Annotated in this window: 17 protein-coding genes; 15 read left to right on the forward strand and 2 right to left on the reverse strand. The window is 67.3% G+C overall.

Annotated elements, in window-relative coordinates; genetic code table 11:
- Positions 1-6: 6 nt before the first annotated feature.
- The 3 genes from flgK to C8C95_RS06785 all read left to right on the forward strand — a co-directional run bounded on the left by flgK (position 7) and on the right by C8C95_RS06785 (position 4624).
- A complete protein-coding gene (gene flgK, locus C8C95_RS06775; RefSeq protein ID WP_116748074.1) occupies positions 7-1962 on the forward strand; it encodes a flagellar hook-associated protein FlgK in 1956 nt (651 codons plus the stop codon).
- Positions 1963-1989: 27 nt separating this feature from the next.
- Entirely contained in the window at positions 1990-3243 is a 1254-nt protein-coding gene (gene flgL / locus C8C95_RS06780; protein WP_056748001.1) for a flagellar hook-associated protein FlgL, read from the forward strand.
- Between the two features lie 136 nt (positions 3244-3379).
- Positions 3380-4624 carry an HDOD domain-containing protein gene (locus tag C8C95_RS06785; RefSeq protein ID WP_056747999.1) on the forward strand — a complete coding sequence of 415 codons (1245 nt, stop codon included), beginning with the start codon at positions 3380-3382 and terminating at the stop codon, positions 4622-4624.
- Positions 4625-4692: 68 nt separating this feature from the next.
- On the opposite strand, the gene C8C95_RS06790 is transcribed toward C8C95_RS06785, so the two are convergent.
- Complete coding sequence (locus tag C8C95_RS06790) at positions 4693-6189, reverse strand: PLP-dependent aminotransferase family protein (protein WP_056065847.1); 1497 nt, start codon at positions 6187-6189, stop codon at positions 4693-4695.
- A 163-nt stretch (positions 6190-6352) separates the two neighbouring features.
- Here C8C95_RS06790 and C8C95_RS06795 point away from each other — a divergent pair, with 163 nt between their 5' ends.
- From C8C95_RS06795 to C8C95_RS06850, 12 genes are all read left to right on the forward strand, one after another.
- Positions 6353-6967: a LysE family translocator gene (locus C8C95_RS06795; protein ID WP_116748075.1), complete on the forward strand. Its 615-nt coding sequence runs from the start codon at positions 6353-6355 to the stop codon at positions 6965-6967.
- Complete coding sequence (locus C8C95_RS06800; protein ID WP_116748076.1) at positions 6964-7881, forward strand: DMT family transporter; 918 nt, start codon at positions 6964-6966, stop codon at positions 7879-7881. Before C8C95_RS06795 ends, C8C95_RS06800 begins: the two co-directional genes overlap by 4 nt.
- The gene (locus C8C95_RS06805; RefSeq protein ID WP_056065629.1) at positions 7878-8348 is read left to right on the forward strand and encodes a RidA family protein; all 471 of its coding nucleotides are present in this window, start codon (positions 7878-7880) and stop codon (positions 8346-8348) included. The genes C8C95_RS06800 and C8C95_RS06805 overlap by 4 nt, the downstream gene beginning before the upstream one ends.
- 5 nt (positions 8349-8353) lie before the next feature.
- Positions 8354-8683 (forward strand): DHCW motif cupin fold protein, encoded by a 330-nt coding sequence (locus tag C8C95_RS06810; RefSeq protein ID WP_108496888.1) that lies wholly within the window; start codon positions 8354-8356, stop codon positions 8681-8683.
- A 98-nt stretch (positions 8684-8781) separates the two neighbouring features.
- Positions 8782-9987 (forward strand): PLP-dependent aminotransferase family protein, encoded by a 1206-nt coding sequence (locus C8C95_RS06815; RefSeq protein ID WP_207780578.1) that lies wholly within the window; start codon positions 8782-8784, stop codon positions 9985-9987.
- 6 nt (positions 9988-9993) lie between these two features.
- Positions 9994-10623, forward strand: coding sequence for a glutathione S-transferase (locus tag C8C95_RS06820; RefSeq protein ID WP_060986800.1), 630 nt, complete (start codon positions 9994-9996; stop codon positions 10621-10623).
- Positions 10624-10631: 8 nt separating this feature from the next.
- The gene (locus tag C8C95_RS06825) at positions 10632-11495 is read left to right on the forward strand and encodes a PhzF family phenazine biosynthesis protein (protein WP_116748077.1); all 864 of its coding nucleotides are present in this window, start codon (positions 10632-10634) and stop codon (positions 11493-11495) included.
- A 169-nt stretch (positions 11496-11664) separates the two neighbouring features.
- Positions 11665-12540: a PhzF family phenazine biosynthesis protein gene (locus C8C95_RS06830; protein ID WP_116750169.1), complete on the forward strand. Its 876-nt coding sequence runs from the start codon at positions 11665-11667 to the stop codon at positions 12538-12540.
- Positions 12537-13256, forward strand: coding sequence for a VOC family protein (locus C8C95_RS06835; protein WP_116748078.1), 720 nt, complete (start codon positions 12537-12539; stop codon positions 13254-13256). Before C8C95_RS06830 ends, C8C95_RS06835 begins: the two co-directional genes overlap by 4 nt.
- A 6-nt stretch (positions 13257-13262) precedes the next feature.
- Positions 13263-13904, forward strand: a complete 642-nt coding sequence (locus C8C95_RS06840) for a LysE family translocator (protein ID WP_056065617.1) — start codon at positions 13263-13265, stop codon at positions 13902-13904.
- Positions 13901-14884 (forward strand): threonine dehydratase, encoded by a 984-nt coding sequence (locus C8C95_RS06845; RefSeq protein ID WP_116748079.1) that lies wholly within the window; start codon positions 13901-13903, stop codon positions 14882-14884. The genes C8C95_RS06840 and C8C95_RS06845 overlap by 4 nt, the downstream gene beginning before the upstream one ends.
- A gap of 96 nt (positions 14885-14980) precedes the next feature.
- A complete protein-coding gene (locus tag C8C95_RS06850) occupies positions 14981-15652 on the forward strand; it encodes a histidine phosphatase family protein (RefSeq protein WP_015015854.1) in 672 nt (223 codons plus the stop codon).
- Positions 15653-15740: 88 nt separating this feature from the next.
- On the opposite strand, the gene C8C95_RS06855 is transcribed toward C8C95_RS06850, so the two are convergent.
- Positions 15741-16592, reverse strand: coding sequence for a creatininase family protein (locus tag C8C95_RS06855; protein WP_116748080.1), 852 nt, complete (start codon positions 16590-16592; stop codon positions 15741-15743).
- Between the last annotated feature and the right edge of the window lie 49 nt (positions 16593-16641).

Consider the following 16641-nt stretch of genomic DNA (forward strand, 5'->3'; position numbering starts at 1 on the left):
TAAGCCATGAGTCTGCTCAACGTCGGCGCCCGCGCCCTGCTGGCCAACCAGGTGGCCCTGCAGACGGCAGGCCACAACATTGCCAATGTCAACACACCCGGCTATTCGCGCCAGACAGTGGTGCTGCAAACCGTCCAGGGCCAGTTCACGGGCGGTGGCTACATCGGCCAGGGCGTGGATGTGCAGACCATTCTGCGCAACCAGAGCGAGCTGCTCACGCGCCAGTCGGCCGCGGCTGGATCGACCCAGGCGGCCGACGCCATCCGCGCCCAGCGCCTGAGCCAGTTGCAGGAAGTGTTCAGCGGCGGCACCCAGGGCCTGGGCGCCGCCATCAACGACATGATGAACGCGTTCTCGGACGTGGTCAGCAGTCCCACCGACATCACGGCACGCACGGTGGTCCTTACGCGGCTGGACGAAACGGCCGCACGCATGCGCACCGCCAGCGACCGGATCAACGAAATCGAGTACACCGTCAAGGAACAGCTGCAGAGCAGCGTGACCGCCATCAACAGCCTGGCCACGCAGATGGCGGCCATCAACGAGCAGATTGCCCGGGCCACCGGCAACGGCCAGAGCCCCAACGACCTGCTGGACCAGCGCGACCAGATCATCCGCGACATCAACCAGTATGTGCAGACCACCCAGATCCCGGCGGATGACGGCACCGTGGGCCTGTTCGTGGCGGGCAGCCAGCCCCTGGTGCTGGGCAGCACGGCCGCCAGCCTGTCGATCGACGATGCAACGACTTTCCCGGGCAGCGGGCAGTCCAAGCTGTTTTTCAACCGCCCCGGCGCCACCCCCGTGGAGCTGGACGAGAACGTGCTGGGCGGTGGCAGCGTCTCGGGCCTGCTGCGCTTTCAGAACACGGACCTGAGCGAAGGGCGCAATCTGCTGGGCCGCATGGCGCTGGCCATCGGCATGACGATGAACGACCAGCAGAACCTGGGCCTGACGCTGGACGGCGTGCCAGGCAAGGACCTGTTCGCCCTGCCCACCAGCATGCCGGGCTATACCAACGGCGCAGGCGTGGGCACGGTGTCGTTCACTGGTCCCACGCAGTTTGAAGCCTCAGACTACGAGATCCGCTTTACCACCGGCACGGCCGGCCAGGTGGTGCGCCTGTCCGACGGCAAATCGACCCCGTTCACCGACGCCGCCAACCTGGCCACGCTGCAGATCGACGGGCTCAACTTCAACCTGACCACGCCCGGCAACCCCGGCGAGCGCATGCTGTTCAAGCCGTTCAGCACGGCTGCCAACAACATCCAAGCGCTGGTGTATTCGCCGCGCGACCTGGCAGCCGCCAACCCCATCAACGCCGCCATGGGCACGGCCAACGGCGGCACCATGCAGCTGGGCAGCCTCAAGGCAACGGGTATTCCGGCCCTCACCCCTCCTGCCATTGGCACTCAGGTGACCTTAACGTTCAACGGTGCAGGGGGTTTTACCGTCGCCGGTGGGGGCATACCGCAGGATATTTCCACCGTTCCGCCTACCCCGCTTGCGGGCCCGCCATACAGCTACACATCTGGCCAGGCCATCAACATCGACGGCTGGCAAATCACGCTGCAGGGCACGCCAAAGACGGGTGACACCGTGGCGATTGGCAACGCCCTGGACCCGCAGTATGGCGACGCTTACACGCGCAATGCAGGCAACGCCAATGCCCTGATGGGGCTGCGCGACGTCAAGATGTTCGACGAATCGACCCTGAGCGACGGCTACGCCAGTGCCATTGCCCAAGTGGGCACGCGCACCCAGAGCGCCAAGTTTGCAGAACAGCTGTCCTCCACCATCGCCGCCAACCTGGAGCGCGACCGCACGGCGGTCTCGGGCGTGAATCTGGACGAAGAGGCCGCCAAGCTGATTCAATACCAGCAGGCCTACCAGGCCTCGGCCAAGATGATCCAGATTGCGCAGAACATTTTTGATTCGCTGATCCAGGGCCTGGGCCGATGAACGGAGCCCTAGCGTGAGGAGTTCGACATGAGCACAAACATCTACCGCGTCGGCACGGCCAACATGTATGACAACGCGCTGCGCAACCTGGGCGCGCGCCAGACCAGCCTGACCACGCTGCAAGAGAACCTGACCTCGGGCAAACGCGTGGTGCGCGCCAGCGACGACCCGGTGTCGGCCGCGCAGGCTGAGCGAGCCCTCAACCGCCTGTCGCGCATCCAGACCGAACAACGTGCGCTGGAGACCCAGCGCAATGCGATTGCACAGGGGGAATCCTCACTGGGCGATGCGGTGAATCTGATCCAGAACTTTCGGGAGCTGGTGGTCAGTGCGGGCGATGCCAGCATGACCCCGAACGACCGGGCCACTGTGGCCAACCAACTCCAGGGTTTGCGGGAACAGCTGCTCGAAGTCGCCAACCGGAAAGACACCAACGGCATCCCCTTGCTGAGTGCATTGGGCAGCGCGCTGGCGCCGTTCCTGGGCCCCTTGAGCAGCTCCCCCGACTACAGCTTCCAGGGCTTGCCGGGTCAGACGGCGAGCAACGGCGTGACGGTACCGGGGGCCCTCGACGGCGACTCGGCCTTCATGTTCGACCCCACCCGCGACAGTGTCTACACCGCCGGGGTCAGCAACATCCCGGTAGGCCGACAGCTCACCACCACGGCCATCACGCCCACCAACAAAGCTTTGGTGACGGGTGACAACTACACCGTCACCTTCAGCGCAGTGGGTCCAGGCGCCACCACGGGCACCAGCACAGCCACGTACACCATCACCAATACCACCACGGGTGCCGTCTCCGCCCCGGTGGTGGTGCCGGACTACCCGACCGACAAGCCGGTCACCATCTCCGTTCCAGGCATTCCGGGGCTTTCCTTCGATATCAAGGGCAACCCGGCCAACGGGGATACCGTCACCCTGCAGCCCAGCGCGAGCATGTTCAGCACCATGGACAGTGCCATCAATGGCATCCGCAACGCTCCCAACAACAACGGCGCCATCCAGGCCGTGGGGCAGGCACTGGCCAACATCGATATTGGACTGGAGCGCGTACACAACATGCGCAGTTACGCCGGCGAGCTGCTCAATCGCGCAGACCGCATCACCGGCGACCAGGACAAGCGCTCCATCCAGCTGGAAGGCGACCGTTCGCGGGCAGAGGATCTCGATATGATCAAGGGCATTTCCGACTTCCAGAACCAGCAGGTGGGTTATGAGGCTGCACTCAAGTCCTATGCGCAGGTTCAGAAGTTGTCGCTGTTCAACTTTATTGGCTAGGAGCCTGTGAGGCAGAGGGTGTTCGGGCGCAGAGCCCATCGCACGCTGTGCCAGCAGGCTTCAGCACCGGCTGGTGCACCGTGGCGACACCCATCCCGCGAGTGCTGGCTGGCCCTGTTTTTTTGCCTGAGAGCCCATGGTCCAATCCGTCCTAGGTAGCCTGATCCTGGGCTACCGCCCTTTGTGGAACCGCGCCCGCAAACTTGCAGGCATCCAGCTGTATGCCCACAACGAGGCCTCGGCAACCGTCGACGGCGGGCACCTGTTGCGCACGCTGCAGGAGCTGTGGTCGGCCAGCTCGCCGCCGTTGCTGATCTCGGCACAGACCCGCCAGCTGCTGTGCGACCTGCTCGAAAACGCGCCGCGGGCTGCACCGTGGATCGAGGTGCGCGGCGAGTGGCTGTCGGACTCTGCCATCTATGACCGCGTGAAGGCCGCGCACCAGCGCGGGCTGCGCATGGTGTGGCGGGGCGACATGGACAAGCTGCCCGAGCCCGAGATTGCCCGCTGCTTCGACAACAGCCTGCTGACCCTGCGCCCGGAAGACGCCGTGGCTGCGCTGCAAGCCACGCCCCCACGCCCAGGCAGTGCCGCCGCCGCAGCAGCACCTGTTGCCAAACGCACCCCCAGCCCGGTGCTGGCTGGCCAGATGTACGAAAACATCGCCAGCCGGGCACTGATGGAGCACTGTCTGGACCAGGGCAACGCGATGGCGCTGGCTGGGTGGCCGACGGAGGACGTGCTCTACAGCCTGCGCCACCACCCGCAGCAGCCCTCGCACGCGGTGATCTTCAAACTCATGAAGGCCATCGACGACGAGCAGTCGCTGGAAACCTTTGAAGACATCATGGGCGAGGACCCGCTGCTCGCGTACCGCTTCATGGTCTATACCAACTCGGCCGCCCTGGGCCTGCGCACCGGAATTGATTCGCTGCGCCGGGGCCTGGTGATGATGGGCTACAGCTCCATCAAGCGCTGGCTGTCCGACCAGCTGCCCCATGCGAGCACCGAGGCCAACATGCAGCCGGTGCGCGAAGCCATGGTGATCCGCGCACAGCTCACCGCGCGGCTGCTGGACGCGGGCATCGAGAACGACCTGCGCCGCGAGATCTACCTGTGTGGCCTGCTCTCCCAGCTCGATGAGCTGCTGGGCGAGCCCCTGGGCACCATCCTCAAGCGCCTGCCCCTGTCCGAACGCATCTACGACGCCACCGTGTTGCGCACCGGCCCCTACACCGGCGGTCTGCAGATGGCGTGTGCACTGGAGACAGATGACGCCAGCGCCATCCGCCAGCTGTGCGAGACTTTCGAGATGGACCTGGAAGAGGTCAACCGCGCGCTGCTGCGGGTGTTGTCTGACCTGGAAGTGGAAAGAAAGTAGGCCCCTGCGCCGGTTCCTGTGGGCGACACCCCCATGCGATTGCGCGACTCCAGGGCAATGTCTGCGGCTCACCGCCCTTGCTCAGCCCGCACACGCTCAAAGATGCGCCAGAACGCCGCGTCCTGCGTCGTTGCAAAGTTGATGCGCATGAGCGTGCTGGGTTTGCGCTCGGCATGGAACAACGCACCGGGCGCCAGCAGATAGCCTTCGTCCAGCATGCGCTGCGACAGCGCATCGGTGTCCACCCCGGTCTCCACCCAGCCAAACAGGCCCACCGGCTCGGCCGCAAAGGTGCAGCCCGCCCCCAGGGCGAGCTTGACGCTGCGCGCACGTGCGGCATCCAGCCGGGTGCGGATGCGCTCGGCGTGGCGGCGCAGCTGGCCCTGCTCGATGCACAAGGCCAGGGCTTTTTCCAGCAGCGCGGGTGTGGTCAAAGTGGCCAGCAGCTTGGTGTCGAGCAACTGCTCCACCAGCGCGGGCGGCGCGGCCATGAAGCCGATGCGCCAGTTGGGCGCGAGGATCTTGGCAAAGCCGCTCACATAGATGGTGCGCTGCAGGCCATCCAGCGCCGTGAGGCGCGTGGCGTGCTCCGGCGCTATGTGGCTGTAGGTGTCGTCTTCCACCACATGGAAGTTGTGCTGGTTGGCCAACTGCAACACGCGGTGGGCACTGCCCGGCGTAAGGCAGTAGCCCGTGGGGTTGTGAAACACGCTCACGCTCACGTAGAGCTTGGGCTTGTGCACCTCGCAGTAGCGCGCCATGACTTCCAGATCCGGGCCATCGGCGCGGCGCGGCACGGGCAGGATGTGCATGCCCAAGGCGGCCAGCCGCGCAAACTCCACTGCCCAGCCGGGCTCCTCCACCATGACCGGGTCGCCCGGGCGCAGCAGGGTGCGGCTCACGATGTCCAGCGCATGCGTGGCCCCCACGGTGGTGATGATGTTCTCGGGCACCGTGTGCACGTTGAGCGTGGACAGCTTTTTGGCCAGCACGCGCCGCAGGCCTGCATCGCCCAGCGGCTCGCCATACTGCAGCGAAAACTCCTGCAGGGCGCGCGAGTTGGTGACCTTGCGCACGGCGGCGGGCATGAAGGTGGACTCCAGCCAGTCGGGCGGAAAGACCCCCATGCCGGGCTGGGGCTTGTCGCTGATCTTGTGGAACATGCCCCGGATCAGCGCCGTGGCGTTGACGGGCGACACCCCTGGGCCCGCGCGGCCGGCGGCACGCGCCGCAAACCAGTGCGCCGTGCTCCAGTTGGCGGCAGCACTTTCCAGAGCCAGGTCGTCGGGGCGCGCGCGCGTGTCAAGGTCGCCGTCGGCTGCCTCCACCGCTCGGCCACTTTCGCGGACAAAAAACCCCCGGTTCTTGCGCGCCTCCACCAGGCCCTGCGCCAGCAGCTGGTCATAGGCCGCCACCACGGTGGACGGGCTCACCCCGTGCTGCTGCGCGCACTGGCGCACCGACGGCAGGCGTGCACCCGGCGCCATCAGGCGGTTGCGGATGCGCTCGGCAAACCGGGTGGACAGTTGTTCGGTCAGCGACTGGGTGGACGATTTCATCAGCATGGTGGCATTCCGCTCGCTGCGCCGCCAGGCGCCGGTGTGTATTGTTTTGCCGGGCAATACAGATTTGCAACTGCGCCGACTGTCTGTACTGGTTGTGTATTGGTAGCAAGATTACATTGAAGGCAGATCCCCGACAAGTCCCCCACCCCTTCCCGCACCCACCATGAGCGTCGCCGAACTCACCGCCCTGCTGCTGTTTTGCACCGCCATGAGCTTTTCGCCGGGGCCCAACACCACCCTGTCCACCGCGCTCGCGGCCAACCTGGGCCTCAAACGCGCGCTGCGCTTTTGCTTCGCCGTCCCTGCGGGCTGGACGCTGCTCATGCTGGGCAGCGGCCTGGGCCTGGGAGCCCTCATCACCGGCGTGCCCGCCCTGCGCTGGGCCGTGACCTTGCTGGGCGTGGTCTACATGCTGTGGCTGGCTTTCAAGCTCAGCCGCGCGGGCCAGATGACGGCCATCGACACATCGCGCCTGAACGTGACCTTCTGGCAGGGTGTGGGCCTGCAGTTTGTCAACATCAAGGCCTGGATGCTCGCCCTCACGCTCAGCGCGGGCTGGGTGGTCAACGCCGCCGGGCAGCCTGCCTCCAACCCCGGGGAGCGCCTGGCCATCATCTGCGGCGTGATGATGGTGTTCGCCTTCACCAGCAACTTTGTCTATGCGCTGGTGGGCTCGCTGCTGCGCCAGTGGCTGGCGCAGGGCACCCGGCTGCTGTGGTTCAACCGCACGCTGGCACTCGTGCTGGTGCTCACGGCGTACTGGATGCTCACCCTATGAACCGCACACAGGAAAAAGAAGCCCTGCTCTGGGGCCTGGTCGGCGTCACGCTGTTTGCGGCCACCTTGCCCATGACGCGGCTGGCCGTGGGCTCCACCGATGCGCCCCAGTTGTCCCCCTGGTTCGTCACGTTCGGGCGTGCCGCCGTGGCGGGGCTGCTGTCCATCGGCTACCTGCTGTGGCAACGCGGTCAGGGGCGCCTGAACCTGCCGGTGCGCGCCGAGTGGCCGCTGCTGGGCATCACAGCGTTCGGCGTGATCGTGGGCTTCCCGTTGTTTCTGGCGCTGGCGCTGCGCCACGTGCCCAGCACCCATGGCGCGGTAGTCACCGCGCTGCTGCCACTGTCCACCGCCCTGCTGGGTGCGCTCTGGTACCGGCAGCGGCCCTCGGCAGGCTTCTGGGCCTGCGCGGTACTGGGCAGCGGGCTGGTGCTGGGCTTCATGGTGTGGCGTGCGGGCGGCCTGTACCTGGGCGCGGCCAACGTCTACCTGCTGATTGCCATGACCACCGGCGCTTTGGGCTACATCGGGGGCGCCCGCCTGACACCCCGGCTGGGGGCCGAGCAGGTCATCTGCTGGGTGCTGGTGTGCAGCCTGCCACTCACCCTGCCCGTGGCCTGGTGGTTCGCTCCCGCCGTGCCCTCCAGCATTGGCGCGATGAGCTGGGCGGGCTTCCTGTATGTGGCCCTGTTCTCGATGTGGATCGGCTTCTTTGCGTGGTACCGCGCCCTGGCGCTGGGTGCCGTGCGGGTCAGCCAGATCCAGCTCATCCAGCCCTTTTTGAGCCTGCTGTTTGCAGTGCCCCTGCTGGGCGAACACCTGGATGCCGTCACCCTGGTGTTTGCAGTGGCCGTGATCGCCACCGTCTTCGTGGGCAAACGGATGCCCGTTCAACAACAAGGAGCCCCCGCATGAGTGCCATGACCCCAGAGCAGCGACTGCAGCAGCTGGGCCTGGTGCTGCCCACCGTGTCCGCCCCGCGCGGCAACTTTGACGCCTATGTGCTGGACGGCAACACGCTGTACCTGTCGGGCAAGGGCTCGCCACTGCGCAACGACATGGTGGTGGTCCCCAAGGTGGGCCGCGAGATCAGTGCCGACGAGGCACGTCAGCACGCCCGCGAAGTGGGCCTGCAGCTGATCGCCACCATGCAGGCAGCACTCGGAGACCTCTCGCGCGTGCGCCGTGTGGTCAAGCTGCTGGGCATGGTGAATGCGGTACCCGACTTCATGCAGCACACCGAGGTCATCAACGGCTGCTCCGACCTGCTGGTGGAAGTGTTTGGTGATGCCGGACGGCACGCACGCTCGGCCGTCGGTGTCGGCTCCTTGCCGCGTGGCTTTGCGGTGGAGATCGAGGCCGTGGTGTCGATCAAGGACTGAAAACCATGCATTTGCAGAACATTCCCTTTGCCACCACCGACTGGGCCAGCATTCCGCGCGAAGAAAAAAGCGCCGCAGCGGGCCAGGCCTTCTGGCGCACCCAGACATTTGGCGAGGTGCGCGTGCGCATGGTCGAGTACACACCCGGCTATGTGTCCGACCACTGGTGCACCAAGGGCCATGTACTGCTGTGCCTGAGCGGCGAGCTGCACACCGAGCTGGCCGACGGCCGCCAGTACACCCTGACACCGGGCATGAGTTACCAGGTGGCGGACAATGCTGAACCTCACCGGTCCACCTCCCCACAGGGCGCCACCCTGTTCATCGTGGACTAAGAAGATATGAACGCGCCCGCCAGGGCTGCTGCACACCCATTTTTTGACAACAACTTTGCAACCGTAGCGGCCCAGGCGGCCACCCGCAGGAGACGAGAGTGAAACTGAACGACCTTCCCACCACCAGCACGTGGACCCTGGCACGCCGTGCCGAGCGCATGAACCCCTCGGTCATCCGCGAAATCCTGAAGGTCACCGAAAAGCCCGGCATCATCAGCCTGGCGGGTGGCCTGCCGTCGCCCAAAACCTTCCCGGTCTCCGCGTTTGCCGCCGCCTCTGCCGCGGTGCTGGCCAATGACGGCCCCGGCGCCCTGCAATATGCCGCCAGCGAAGGCTACGGCCCACTGCGCCAGGCGATTGCCGACTTCCTGCCCTGGGATGTGAGCCCCGACCAGATCCTGATCACCACCGGCTCGCAGCAGGCGCTGGACCTGATCGCCAAAATCCTCATCGACGAAAACAGCCGCGTGCTGGTGGAAACCCCCACCTACCTGGGCGCGCTGCAAGCCTTCACGCCCATGGAGCCCAACGTGGTGTCCGTGGCCAGCGACGACCAGGGCGTGCTGATGGACGACCTGCGCGCCAAGGTGGGCACGGGCGCGGACAAGGCGCGTTTCCTGTACGTGCTTCCCAACTTCCAGAACCCCACGGGCCGCACCATGAGCGACGCACGACGCGCCGAGCTGGTGGCCGCCGCCGCCGAGCTGAACCTGCCCCTGGTGGAAGACAACCCCTACGGCGACCTGTGGTTCGACGCCCCGCCGCCCGCCCCGCTCACGGCCCGCAACCCCGAGGGCTGCATCTACATGGGCTCGTTCTCCAAGGTGCTGGCCCCCGGCCTGCGCCTGGGCTACATCGTTGCGCCCAAGGCCGTGTACCCCAAGCTGCTGCAAGCCAAGCAGGCGGCCGACCTGCACACCCCCGGCTACAACCAGCGCCTGGTGGCCGAGGTGATGAAGGACGGCTTCCTGGACCGCCACGTGCCCACCATCCGCGCGCTGTACAAGCAGCAGTGCGAGGCCATGCTGGCTGCGCTCGACAAGGAAATGCAAGGCCTGGGCGTGCACTGGAACCGCCCCGACGGCGGCATGTTCCTGTGGGTGCGCCTGCCCGAAGGCATGAGCGCCATCGAGCTGCTGCCCAAGGCCGTGGAGCGCAATGTGGCCTTTGTGCCCGGCGCGGCTTTCTATGCCGACAACGCCGACCACCGCACGCTGCGCCTGTCGTTCGTCACCTCCACCGTGGAGCAGATCGCCACCGGCATCGCCGCCCTGGCTGCGGCGATCCGCGAGAGCAAGGGCTGATTCACCATGCTGAGGCTCTGGGGGCGCCTGTCGTCCATCAACGTGCGCAAGGTCGTGTGGGCCGTGCAGGAGCTGGGCCTGCCCTCGGTGCAGCGCACCGACGCGGGCGGCCAGTACGGCATCGTGCGCGAGGCACGCTACCTCGGCCTCAACCCCAATGGCCTGGTGCCGCTGATTGAGGACGAAGACACGGGCGTGACGCTGTGGGAGTCCAACGCCATCGTGCGCTATCTGTGCGCCCGGCATTCGCTGGGCAACCTGTACCCCGAAGACCTGCCCACGCGCTTTGTGGCCGAACAGTGGATGGACTGGCAACAGACCACGCTCAACCCCGCCGGGCGTGATGCGTTCCTCCAGTGGATTCGCACGCCCGCCGCACAGCGCAATGAGGCGCTCATCGCCGCATCGGTCGCACTGACCGAGCCGCTGATGGCGATGCTCGATGCCCACTTGGCGCGCCAGCCCTTCATGGCGGGTGAGCGGTTCACCATGGCCGACATCCCGGTGGGCTGCGAGATCCACCGCTGGTGGGGCCTGCCGCAAGATCGCGCCGCACACCCCCACCTGGAGCGGTGGTACAACACGGTCAGCACCCGCCCCGGCGCCCGGGGCGTGTTGGATCAGCCTCTCGCGTGAGCCTCTCCATGCACCAGCGCCCCTTCAAGCAGATCGACGTGTTCAGCGACCGCCCCGGCTACGGCAACCCCGTGGCCGTGGTGCTGGATGCCGACGGCCTGAGCGACAGCGACATGCGCCGCTTTGCGGCCTGGACCAACCTGTCGGAAACCACCTTTCTGATGCCGCCCACCGACGCCGGGCGCGCGGCCGGGGCTGACTACCGCCTGCGCATCTTCAGCCCCAATGGCGAGCTGCCTTTTGCGGGCCACCCCACGCTGGGCACCTGCCACGCCTGGCTGCAGGCAGGCCACCACCCGCAACAAGACGGCATGGTGATCCAGGAATGTGCGCTGGGCCTGGTGCGCATCGCCCTGAGCGGCGACACCCTGGCGTTTGCCGCGCCCCCGCTCAAGCGCAGCGCCCCCAGCCCCGCGCTGGTGCCACTGATTGCCAGTGCCCTGGGCCTGCGCCCGCAGCAGATTCTGGGAGCGCAGATGCTGGACAACGGCCCCGTGTGGCTGGGCTTGCTGCTCGATAGCGCCGACACGGTGCTGGGCCTGCACCCCGACCACGCCCGCCTGAAGGACCTGGGCCAGGACGTGGGCGTGATCCATGTGGGCCCTGCCGCCAGCAACACCGCCCAGCCCGGCGTGGTGGTGCGCGCCTTTGCCGCCCCCATGGGCAACCCTGAAGACCCGGTGACGGGCACCCTCAACGCGAGCCTGGCCGAATGGCTGATTGCCGATGGCCTGGCCCCCCGCAGCTACCTGGTGGCCCAGGGCGAATGCCTGGGCCGCGCGGGCCGCGTGCACATCCGCCAAGACGATGACCACCAGCTGTGGGTGGGCGGCAGTGCCGTCACCTGCATCGAAGGCACGGTGCTGCTATGAACCCGCGCCGCCCTGCCCCACGCCCCAGCGGCTGATTTCCCCCTCGGCCTCGCCAGGGCGCCGAGCCACAACCACCTGCATGCACACCGGGCCACACCCCGGTGAGCCCCCGGCGTGCCCGGCCCACCCCGCTTCACTGCCCGTTTGATTGACCAAGGACCTGACCACCATGCACCAACGCCCGTTCCAGCAAGTCGATGTATTCACCGCCACGCCCTACCGTGGCAACCCTCTGGCCGTGGTGCTGGACGGCTCCGGCCTCAGCACCGAAGCCATGCAGGACTTCACCAACTGGACCAACCTGTCCGAAGCCACCTTCCTGCTGCCCCCCACCCCGGAAGGGCGCGCCGCCGGTGCCGACTACCGCGTGCGCATCTTCTGCCCCGGGCGCGAACTGCCTTTTGCAGGCCACCCCACGCTGGGCAGCTGCCACGCTTGGCTCCAAGCCGGCGGACGGCCCCAGGTCGCGGGCCAGGTGGTGCAGGAGTGTGGCGTGGGCCTGGTCACGCTGCGCCAGGACGGCGAGCGCCTGGCCTTCGCCGCGCCGCCCCTCATCCAAAGCGGCCCGCTGGCCGAAGACGACGTGGCGCTGATTGCCCGGGGCCTGGGCGTGGCGCGCAGCGACATCCTGCACCACGCCTGGTGCGACAACGGCCCCAACTGGCGGGGCGTGATGCTGCGCAGCAGCGAGCAGGTGCTGGCTCTGAAGCCTGACGCCAGCATCCTTGGCCAGCTGGACGTGGGCGTGGTCGGCCCGCGCGGCAAGGTGGGTGTCATTGGCAGCACCGACGCCGAAGGCATCGCCTTTGAAGTGCGCGCCTTCTTCCCCGGCAACAACGGCCTGGCCGAAGACCCCGTGACCGGCAGCCTCAACGCAGCGCTGGCGCAATGGCTCATCGGCGCCGGGCTGGCCCCCGCCCAATATGTGGCCGCCCAAGGCACCTGCCTGGGGCGCGCCGGGCGGGTGTACGTGCAACAGGACGGCGACACCATCTGGGTCGGCGGCAGCTCGGTCACCTGCGTGGCCGGTGAGGTGCTGCTGTGACCGCCACCACCACCCAGCACCCCGCCTGCGTGGACCACCTGGTCGTGCTGGCGGCCGACCTGGCCAGTGGTGTGGCCTGGTGCGAACGCACGCTGGGCGTCACTCCCACGGCGGGCGGCGAACACCCGCTGATGGGCACCCACAACCGCATCTTCAACGTCTCCAGCCCGGCGCATCCGCGCGCCTACCTGGAGATCATTGCTATCAACCCAGGAGCATCCAAGGCAATATCCACTGGCGCAAGACGCTGGTTTGACATGGATGACGCCAATTTGCAGGCCCAGGTGGCCCAACACGGCCCCCAGCTCATCCACTGGGTGGCGAGCGTGCCCGACGTGGAGGCCGCGTGCACCGCGTTGTCGGCGCTGGACATGGATCGCGGCGCCGTCATCACCGCCAGCCGCCCCACGCCCCATGGCGTGCTGCAATGGCAGATCACCGTGCGCGATGACGGCCTGCGCCTGATGGACGGCTGCCTGCCCACGCTCATCCAGTGGGGCGCGGTACACCCCTGCGACAGCCTGCCCGCCAGCGGCGTGCAGCTGGAGCAGCTTGCACTGCAGCACCCGCAAGCCGCCACATTGCAGGCCGCGTGCACCGCCGTGGGTGTCGCCGCCTCCGTCCTCGCCACGCCGGGCACCGCGCCGCGCCTCTCTGCCCAGCTCCGCACGCCACGGGGCCCCGTCACCCTCACCTCAGTCACCTCTCAGGAGTAAACCGCCATGCTGTTTTCGTTGCAGGAATTGCTGCTCTTCGCGCTCGCCGCGCTCGTGCTGGTGCTCACGCCGGGCCCCAACATGGTGTACTGCGTCTCGCGCAGCCTCACCCAGGGGCCACGCGCCGGGCTCATCTCGCTGACCGGCGTGGTGCTGGGTTTTGTCGTGCACCTGCTGGCGGCAGCGCTGGGTCTCACCGCGCTGCTGGCGGCCGTGCCGCTGGCGTTTGACGCCATCCGCTACGCCGGCGCCGCCTACTTGCTGTGGATGGCCTGGCAGGCCGTCAAACCCGGTGGCGCCGCGCCGTTTGAAGCGCGCAACCTGCCGCACGACAGCCCGCGCACCCTGTTCCTCATGGGCTTCATGACCAACCTCTTGAACCCCAAGGTGGCCATGTTCTACCTGTCGTTCTTCCCGCAGTTTCTGCACCCCGAGCGCGGCCAATTGCTGCAACAAAGCCTCACGCTGGGCGCGGTGCAGATCAGCACCAGCGCCGCCGTCAACGCCCTGCTGGTGCTGGGCGCCGCCCGCGTGGCGCTGTTCCTCAACCGCAACGCCGCATGGATGCGCGCGCAGCGCTACTTCATGGGCACCGTCCTCGGTCTGCTCGCCCTGCGCCTCCTCACCGAAAAGAAAGCCGCCGCATGAACACCCGCCTCGACCCCACCGCCCTGCTGCCCACCCTGGCCGACATCGAAGCCGCCGCCCAGGTGGTGTACCGCGACTTCGCCGCCACGCCCCAGTACCGCTGGGGCCTGCTCAGCCAGCGCCTGGGCACCGACTGCTGGCTCAAGCACGAGAACCACACGCCCGTGGGCGCGTTCAAGATCCGGGGCGGCCTGACCTACTTCGACCAGCTCGCCCAGCGCGGCGCGCTGCCCTCTGAGGTCATCAGCGCCACACGCGGCAACCACGGCCAGAGCATGGGCTGGGCCGCACGCCACCACGGCGTGGCCTGCACCATCGTCGTGCCGCGCGGCAACTCGGTGGAGAAGAACGCCGCCATGCGCGCGCTGGGCGTCACGCTCATCGAACACGGCGACGACTTTCAGGAAGCGCGCGAACACGCCATCCAGCTGGCAGCCCAGCGCGGCGCCCACATGGTGCCCAGCTTTCACCCCGACCTGCTGCGGGGCGTGAGCACCTACTGGTGGGAATTTTTGCGCGCCGTGCCGCAGCTCGATGTGGTGTACGTGCCCATCGGCCAGGGCTCGGGCGCGTGCTCGGCCATTGCGGCCAAGCTGGCGCTGCAGCACCCGGTCCGCGTGGTCGGCGTGGTCAGCAGCCACGCCACCACCTATGCCGATTCGCTGGCCGCAGGCCGCGTGGTGGAGGCACCGGTGACCACCCAGCTGGCCGACGGCATGGCCTGCCGCGTGGCCGATGCCGAGGCCCTGGCCGTGATGGCGCCACACATCGACCACATCGTGCAGGTGAGCGACGCCGAGGTGGCCGCTGCCATGCGCGCCTTGTTCACCGACACCCACAACGTGGCCGAAGGTGCAGGTGCGGCGGCGCTGGCAGCGGCGCTGCAGGAGCGCGACCGCCTGAAGGGTTTGAACGTGGGGTTGGCGTTGACGGGCGGCAACGTGGATGCGCCCATGTTCGGCAGCGTTCTGGCGGGCTGAAGCCCTTGCAGCTTCAACCGAAAAAGCTACACATTTAATAGCATCGGTCGCTTTTGCGACAAACGCCTGCGGCGGGTTCTGATCACAATCCGCCGCATGGGAACCCTCTACCTCGTGCGCCACGGCCAGGCCTCGTTTGGCGCGGAAGACTACGACCAGCTCAGCGCGCTGGGCCGCCAGCAGGCGGTGCGACTGGGCGAACACTGGCGCGCACGCGGCCTGGGGTTTGACGCCGTCATCACCGGCACGCTGCGCCGCCACACACAGACGCTGGAAGGCATTGCCGAGGGCCTGCAGACCACGCCCAATGCGCTGCAGTTGCCAGGCCTCAACGAATACGACAGCCACGCACTCATCGCCGCCATCCACCCCCAACCATTGGGCCCGGCCGACACGCCCGAGCGTTACCGCGCGCACTTTCGTATCCTGTGCGACGCGCTGGCGCAGTGGATGGCAGGTGTCATCAGCCCCCAGGGCATGCCCAGCTGGAACGAGTTTTCGGCCGGTGTGCGCAGCGCGCTGGACCATGTGCGCCACCACCATGCGGGCCAGAACGTGCTGCTGGTGAGCAGCGGTGGCCCCATCTCGACCGCCGTGGGCGAGGTGCTGGGCACGGCGCCCGAGGTAACCATTGCGCTGAACATGCGCATCCGCAACAGCGCGGTGACGGAGTTCTCCATCTCGCCCAAGCGGTTGATGTTGCAGACCTTCAACACGCTGCCGCACCTGAACGAGCTGGAGCACGCGCAGTGGGTGACGCACGCCTGAGCACCGATATCTCGGTTTTCTGAGCCTTTCAGGTCGCTTGCGCTAGTGGATCATGCGCCGGAAGCTATGAAAAATATAGCAAACCGATTCAGCGCAAGTGGGGGCCATCCGCCAGGGTAGACAGCGGCAGCGCCTGCAGCTCCTGCAGCAGCGCCACCAGTTGCTGCGCTGCAGCGTCCACCACCGCTTGTCCCTTGTCGGCCGTGGCTGCGGCCGCGTTACCCACGGCACCCGCCGGGTGGTAGTCCTGCATCTGCCAGCCCAGCTTGGCGCTTTTGCCGTTGCCCAGGATGGCATAGCGCTCCGACCGGTCCTGCGAGGTGGAGCGGAAGTTTTGCGCGTGCGCCATCTGCACCGTGGCGGGCGCCAGGTGCAGCATCATCGATGTCTCGATCTCGCCCGCATGGATGCCAAAGCGGTGCTCCTGGGCGCTGAAACGGCCCGCCACCGCATCGGGCAGCGGCAGGCTGAACCAGCTGGCGCTGTAGACGATGAGGTTGCAGCGCGTGCGCAGCTCGCGCGCCACGATGTCCATCACGCTCACCTGGCCGCCGTGGCCGTTGAACAGCAGCAGCTTTTGGATGCCCGCGCGGGCCACGCATTCACCGATCTCGGTCCACAACGCGATCACCGTGGCGGGTGACAGCGTGAGCGTGCCGGGAAAGCGGATGTGCTCCGGGCTCAGGCCCACGTTCTGCGGCGGCAAGAACAGCACCGGCAACTCGGCGGGCAGCTGCGGCAGCGCGGCGTCGATCACGCCCTGCAACAGCGTGGCATCCACCGACAACGGCAGGTGCGGGCCATGCTGCTCGACGGCCGCCACGGGCAACACGGCCACCACCTGTTCAGCCTGCCCGCTGGCCTTTAGCGCCGCGAAATCACGGGTGGACAAGTCGGCCCAGAAGCGGGAGGGCAAGGGAGTCAATGCGGCAGAAGTCATGCGCGCATGGTAGCGGCGCTGTTGATGCCTGGGAAACGGCCAGCGCCGC

It is taken from the genome of Acidovorax sp. 99 (assembly GCF_003096455.1).
Classification (GTDB): Bacteria; Pseudomonadota; Gammaproteobacteria; order Burkholderiales; family Burkholderiaceae_C; genus Acidovorax; species Acidovorax delafieldii.

Coding starts and splice junctions, on each gene's coding strand:
- flgK (WP_116748074.1), top strand. CDS start 7: ATGAGTCTGCTCAACGTCGGCGCCCGCGCCCTGCTGGCCAACCAGGTG.
- flgL (WP_056748001.1), top strand. CDS start 1,990: ATGAGCACAAACATCTACCGCGTCGGCACGGCCAACATGTATGACAAC.
- C8C95_RS06785 (WP_056747999.1), top strand. CDS start 3,380: ATGGTCCAATCCGTCCTAGGTAGCCTGATCCTGGGCTACCGCCCTTTG.
- C8C95_RS06790 (WP_056065847.1), bottom strand. CDS start 6,189: ATGCTGATGAAATCGTCCACCCAGTCGCTGACCGAACAACTGTCCACC.
- C8C95_RS06795 (WP_116748075.1), top strand. CDS start 6,353: ATGAGCGTCGCCGAACTCACCGCCCTGCTGCTGTTTTGCACCGCCATG.
- C8C95_RS06800 (WP_116748076.1), top strand. CDS start 6,964: ATGAACCGCACACAGGAAAAAGAAGCCCTGCTCTGGGGCCTGGTCGGC.
- C8C95_RS06805 (WP_056065629.1), top strand. CDS start 7,878: ATGAGTGCCATGACCCCAGAGCAGCGACTGCAGCAGCTGGGCCTGGTG.
- C8C95_RS06810 (WP_108496888.1), top strand. CDS start 8,354: ATGCATTTGCAGAACATTCCCTTTGCCACCACCGACTGGGCCAGCATT.
- C8C95_RS06820 (WP_060986800.1), top strand. CDS start 9,994: ATGCTGAGGCTCTGGGGGCGCCTGTCGTCCATCAACGTGCGCAAGGTC.
- C8C95_RS06825 (WP_116748077.1), top strand. CDS start 10,632: ATGCACCAGCGCCCCTTCAAGCAGATCGACGTGTTCAGCGACCGCCCC.
- C8C95_RS06830 (WP_116750169.1), top strand. CDS start 11,665: ATGCACCAACGCCCGTTCCAGCAAGTCGATGTATTCACCGCCACGCCC.
- C8C95_RS06840 (WP_056065617.1), top strand. CDS start 13,263: ATGCTGTTTTCGTTGCAGGAATTGCTGCTCTTCGCGCTCGCCGCGCTC.
- C8C95_RS06845 (WP_116748079.1), top strand. CDS start 13,901: ATGAACACCCGCCTCGACCCCACCGCCCTGCTGCCCACCCTGGCCGAC.
- C8C95_RS06850 (WP_015015854.1), top strand. CDS start 14,981: ATGGGAACCCTCTACCTCGTGCGCCACGGCCAGGCCTCGTTTGGCGCG.
- C8C95_RS06855 (WP_116748080.1), bottom strand. CDS start 16,592: ATGACTTCTGCCGCATTGACTCCCTTGCCCTCCCGCTTCTGGGCCGAC.